The sequence below is a fragment of the Knoellia aerolata DSM 18566 genome (assembly GCF_000768695.1).
Taxonomy (GTDB): Bacteria; Actinomycetota; Actinomycetes; order Actinomycetales; family Dermatophilaceae; genus Knoellia; species Knoellia aerolata.
Genome location: NZ_AVPL01000111.1, coordinates 1 through 4,726 on the forward strand (window position 1 = coordinate 1; position 4,726 = coordinate 4,726).

Annotated in this window: 6 protein-coding genes; 5 read left to right on the forward strand and 1 reads right to left on the reverse strand. The window is 72.7% G+C overall.

All coding sequences use genetic code 11. The annotated features are described in order from the left end of the window. On the forward strand, positions 1-804 hold an 804-nt coding region (locus N801_RS21195), incomplete at its 5' end, for a DEAD/DEAH box helicase (RefSeq protein WP_035940804.1). A gap of 18 nt (positions 805-822) precedes the next feature. On the opposite strand, the gene N801_RS18595 is transcribed toward N801_RS21195, so the two are convergent. After that, positions 823-1,314: an Lrp/AsnC family transcriptional regulator gene (locus N801_RS18595; protein ID WP_035940805.1), complete on the reverse strand. Its 492-nt coding sequence runs from the start codon at positions 1,312-1,314 to the stop codon at positions 823-825. A gap of 107 nt (positions 1,315-1,421) precedes the next feature. On the opposite strand from N801_RS18595, the gene hppD reads away from it, so the two are divergent. The 4 genes from hppD to N801_RS18615 form a co-directional block, all read left to right on the forward strand. After that, positions 1,422-2,672, forward strand: coding sequence for a 4-hydroxyphenylpyruvate dioxygenase (gene hppD / locus N801_RS18600; RefSeq protein ID WP_035940806.1), 1,251 nt, complete (start codon positions 1,422-1,424; stop codon positions 2,670-2,672). A gap of 139 nt (positions 2,673-2,811) precedes the next feature. Beyond that, positions 2,812-3,327, forward strand: a complete 516-nt coding sequence (locus N801_RS18605) for a hypothetical protein (RefSeq protein ID WP_035940807.1) — start codon at positions 2,812-2,814, stop codon at positions 3,325-3,327. Between the two features lie 40 nt (positions 3,328-3,367). Further along, the gene (locus N801_RS18610; RefSeq protein WP_035940809.1) at positions 3,368-4,168 is read left to right on the forward strand and encodes a DUF4097 family beta strand repeat-containing protein; all 801 of its coding nucleotides are present in this window, start codon (positions 3,368-3,370) and stop codon (positions 4,166-4,168) included. Further along, positions 4,165-4,726, forward strand: a 562-nt coding sequence (locus N801_RS18615; protein WP_035940808.1) for an ABC transporter ATP-binding protein, incomplete at its 3' end; no start/stop codon positions are given. The genes N801_RS18610 and N801_RS18615, both read left to right, overlap by 4 nt.

Consider the following 4,726-nt stretch of genomic DNA (forward strand, 5'->3'; position numbering starts at 1 on the left):
GACGACGCCGGGTCCAGCGCGCGGATCGAGGAGTTCTCCACGTCGAGCTCGCGCTGGATGGTCGCCGTCCGCATGGTGTCGGAGGGGGTGGACGTGCCCCGGCTCTGCGTCGGCGTCTACGCCACCTCGACGTCGACCCCGCTCTTCTTCGCCCAGGCGGTCGGCCGGTTCGTCCGCGCCCGCAAGCGTGGCGAGACGGCGTCGATCTTCCTGCCGTCGGTGCCGTTCATCCTCGCCCACGCCGCGTCGATGGAGGTCGAGCGCGACCATGCGCTGAGCCGCCCGAGCGACGCCGACGGGGAGGCGTCGATGTGGGCGGAGGAGGAGGGCCTGCTCGCCGCCGCCAACCGCACCGAGCGCACGGTCGGCCTCGAGGACGAGAGCTTCGAGGCGCTGGAGTCGGACGCGCACTTCGACCACGTCGTCTTCGACGCGCAGCAGTTCGGCCTTCACGCCGAGGTCGGGTCGCAGGAGGAGCAGGACTACCTCGGGCTCCCCGGGCTCCTCGAGCTCGACCAGGTCTCGGTCCTGCTCCACGAGCGGCAGGCCAGGCAGTCGAAGGCCCCCGGGCGCAAGGCTCGCACCGAGGCCGCCCCGGTGTCGGCGCACCGGGCACTCGCGGCCCAGCGCAAGGAGCTCAACGCCCTCGTCGCGGCCTACGCGAAGAAGAGCGGCGCCCCGCACGCCAACGTCCACATGGAGCTGCGCCGGGCCTGCGGTGGTCCGGAGCTGGCGGCGGCGACGTCCGACCAGGTCGGGGCCCGCATCGACAAGGTGCGGCTCTGGTTCGTCGGGCGGCGCTGACCCGACCGGGGTCGGGCGTCAGTCGGTGCCGCGTCGGGACGCCGCCTCGACGAGCGGGCCGGTGCGGTGGTCGAGGTGAGTCACGAGGCACATCGAGGTGTTGGCGCGCAGCACGTGCACGTCGTCGATGATCTCGTCGATGACCCGGCCGAGGTCGGCGTTGTCGCGGGCGACGATCCGCACGATGAGGTCACCGGCGCCGGTCGTCGAGTGGATCTCGAGCACCTCGGGGATCGCCGAGAGGTGGGCGACGACGGGCTCGTGCCCCTGGCGCTGGCGGATCTCGAGGGTGCAGAAGGCCGTCACGGGGTAGCCCAGCGCGGTCGGGTCGATCTGCGGCCCCATCGACGCGATGATCCCGCGCTCCTGGAGACGGTCCAGCCGTGCCTGCACCGTGCCCCGGGCGACGCCGAGCTGGCGGGAGGCCCCCAGCACGCCGACCGTGGGCTGCTCGGTGAACAGCGCGATGAGGCGGGCGTCCAGCACGTCGATGCCATCGGGTCGGATCATGGGCACAGTGTCGGTCCTGACCCCCATCGACGGCAACATCATGCGCAGACTGCGCAGCGCGGCGGCATACCGTTGCACATCCTGCGCGAGTCAGACACCCTGCAACCATGACCGACACCACGACGTCCGCGCCGGCGAAGACCGCCAGCCACCTCGACCTCACCCCGCAGGAGAGCGAGGCCGGCCTCGACCTCGACCAGCTCAAGCAGCTCGTCGGTCTCGTCGAGTACGACGAGAGCACCGACCGGTTCCCCGTGACCGGCTGGGACGCGATCGTCTTCGTCGTCGGCAACGCGACCCAGGCCGCCCAGTACTACCAGTCCACGTGGGGCATGGAGCTCGTCGGCTACTCCGGCCCCGAGACCGGCAACCGCGACCACAAGGCCTTCGTCCTCAAGTCCGGCTCGATCCGCTTCGTCCTCAAGGGGGCCGTCAGCCCGGACAGCCCGCTCATCGCGCACCACGCCGCGCACGGTGACGGCGTCGTCGACATCTCCCTCGAGGTGCCCGACGTCGACCGGTGCATCGCCCAGGCCAAGGCCGCCGGCGCCCGGGTCGTCCACGAGCCCGAGACCCTGTCCGACGAGCACGGGACCGTCCGGGTCGCCGCGATCGCGACGTACGGCGAGACCATCCACTCGCTCGTCCAGCGCACCATCGACGGCCAGACGTATGCCGGCCCCTACCTCCCCGGCTACGTCGCCCGCACCTCGACCTTCACCAAGCGCGACGGTGCGCCCAAGCGCCTCTTCCAGGCCCTCGACCACATCGTCGGCAACGTCGAGCTCGGCAAGATGGACGAGTGGGTCACCTTCTACAACAAGGTCATGGGCTTCGTGAACATGGCCGAGTTCATCGGTGACGACATCGCCACCGACTACTCGGCGCTCATGTCCAAGGTCGTCGCCAACGGCAACCACCGGGTGAAGTTCCCCCTCAACGAGCCGGCGATCGCCAAGAAGCGCAGCCAGATCGACGAGTACCTCGACTTCTACCGCGGCCCGGGCGCGCAGCACCTCGCGCTCGCGACCAACGACATCCTGCGCAGCGTCGACGAGCTGCGCAAGGAGGGGGTGGAGTTCCTCGACACCCCCGACGCCTACTACGACGACCCGGAGATGCGCGAGCGCATCGGCCAGGTCCGGGTGCCGATCGAGGAGCTCAAGGCCCGCAAGATCCTCGTCGACCGCGACGAGGACGGCTACCTGCTGCAGATCTTCACCAAGCCGCTGGGCGACCGCCCGACGGTCTTCTTCGAGATCATCGAGCGGCACGGGTCGCTCGGCTTCGGCAAGGGCAACTTCAAGGCCCTGTTCGAGTCGATCGAGCGAGAGCAGGACAAGCGCGGCAACCTCTGACCCACGCGTGACCCCGGAGGCGGGGTGCGCCCGGATGACCACTCTCCGGCGCACCCCGCCTCCGGCGCGTCCGGGGCCGGCCCGGCACGTGGCGTCAGGGGTGTTGACGGTGACGTCAGAGTGGTGCCATCATGACGTCATGGAACTCAGCCGCTACGTCGACTCCCTCCAGCGTGAGCTCGCCGTCGCGGCCGCGACCGGTGGGCCCGAGGTCGAGGCGGTCGCCGAGCGGCTCGTCGCCCCGCTCGACTCCGCACTGCGCCTCACCCTGCAGGAGGCCGTCGTCGACGCCGCGGCCGAGATCAGCCTCGCGCTGGCCCCCGGGTCGGTCGACGTCCGCCTCGCCGGGCGCGGGCTGGCCTTCGTCGTCACGCCCTCGGCGTCGGACGCGACGCCGCCCCCGTCCTCGGACGGCTCCGCCGGGGGTGAGGACGACGCCGAGGGCGGGACCTCCCGCATCACCTTCCGGCCCTCGGACCGGCTCAAGGCCGACATCGAGGCCGCCGCCGCGCGGCAGGGGCTGTCCGTCAACGCCTTCCTCGTCCGCACCCTCACCGCCGCGGTCCGCGGCGGCGCCACCCCGACGTCGTCGGCCCCGGCGGCGGTGACCGCGACGCCCAGCGGCGGCCAGCGGCTCTCCGGCTGGGTCCGGTGACCCCGCCGTGCCCGCCCGCCACCTCACCCAGGAGCACACCGTGAGCACCTTCGACACCCCCGCACCGATCCGCGCCCGCGTCCGGCAGCACGCCGGGAGCCTGCGCGCGGTCGCCTCGCCCTCCGAGCACACCACCGTCACCGTCACGCCGTCCCGCCCGGACCGCCCCGGGGACGTCGAGGCCGCGCAGCGCACCCGCGTGACCCTCGTGGACGGCGTCCTCGACGTCACGGTGCCGCGCGACCGCGGCCTCGGCGCCATCTGGCGGCCGGCGTCCGTCGACGTGCTCCTCGAGCTCCCGTGCGACTCGCACCTCGATGCCGAGACCGCCGCCGGGGACCTCGAGGCGTCCGGTCGCCTCGCGGACTGCCGGCTCAAGACCTCCGCGGGCAACGTCCGCGTCGAGGAGGCCACCCGCGCGCACCTGCGCACCTCGGCCGGCAACGTCGACGCGCGCCGGGTCAGCGAGGAGGCGGACCTCAGCACGAGTGCCGGCAACGTCGGCCTCGGTGAGGGCAGCGGTCACACCACGCTGCGCGCCGGCTCCGGTGACATCACCGTGGGCCGCAGCGCGGGCCGCCTCGACGCGCGGACGGCATACGGGCAGATGCGGGTCGACTCCGTGCGTGAGGGCGCGCTGAGCCTGGCCACCGGCTACGGCACGATCGACATCGGGGTCCTCGACGGCACCGCCGCGAAGCTCGACGTCTCGTCGGAGCACGGTCACGTCCGCAGCGAGCTGCAGCCGGCGGCCGACGGCCCGGGCGAGGCGGAGCCGACCGCGTCGATCACGGCGGTGACCAGGTACGGCAACGTCACCATCCGCAGGGCGCTGTCGTGACCGCCGCCGCCACGGCCACCCCGACCCCCGCAGCGATCTCGGTCTCCGGGCTGCGCAAGTCGTTCGGCGAGGTCGACGTCCTGCGCGGGGTCGACCTCGAGGTCGATGCCGGGAGCATCGTCGCCCTCCTCGGCAGCAACGGGGCCGGCAAGACCACCCTCGTGCGGATCCTCTCCACGCTGCTCACGGCCGACGCCGGCCGCGCGAGCATCCACGGGCACGACGTCGCCCGGGACGGCGCCGGGGTGCGCGCGACGATCAGCCTCACCGGGCAGTTCGCCGCCGTCGACGACGTCCTCACCGGCCGGGAGAACCTCGTCCTCGTCGCCCAGCTGCGCCACCTCGACGACCCGGGCCGGATCGCGGACGACGTCCTCGAGCGGTTCTCGCTCACCGACGCCGGCGGGCGGCGCGTGTCCACGTGGTCCGGCGGCATGCGGCGCCGGCTCGACGTCGCGATGAGCCTCATCGGGGACCCCCGGGTCATCTTCCTCGACGAACCGACGACGGGGCTGGACCCCCAGGGCCGCCTCGAGGTCTGGGAGTCCGTCACCGAGG

Bases quoted from the DNA above. Each gene is read 5' to 3' on its own strand.
- N801_RS18595 (WP_035940805.1), bottom strand. From the start codon at position 1,314: ATGATCCGACCCGATGGCATCGACGTGCTGGACGCCCGCCTCATCGCG.
- hppD (WP_035940806.1), top strand. From the start codon at position 1,422: ATGACCGACACCACGACGTCCGCGCCGGCGAAGACCGCCAGCCACCTC.
- N801_RS18605 (WP_035940807.1), top strand. From the start codon at position 2,812: ATGGAACTCAGCCGCTACGTCGACTCCCTCCAGCGTGAGCTCGCCGTC.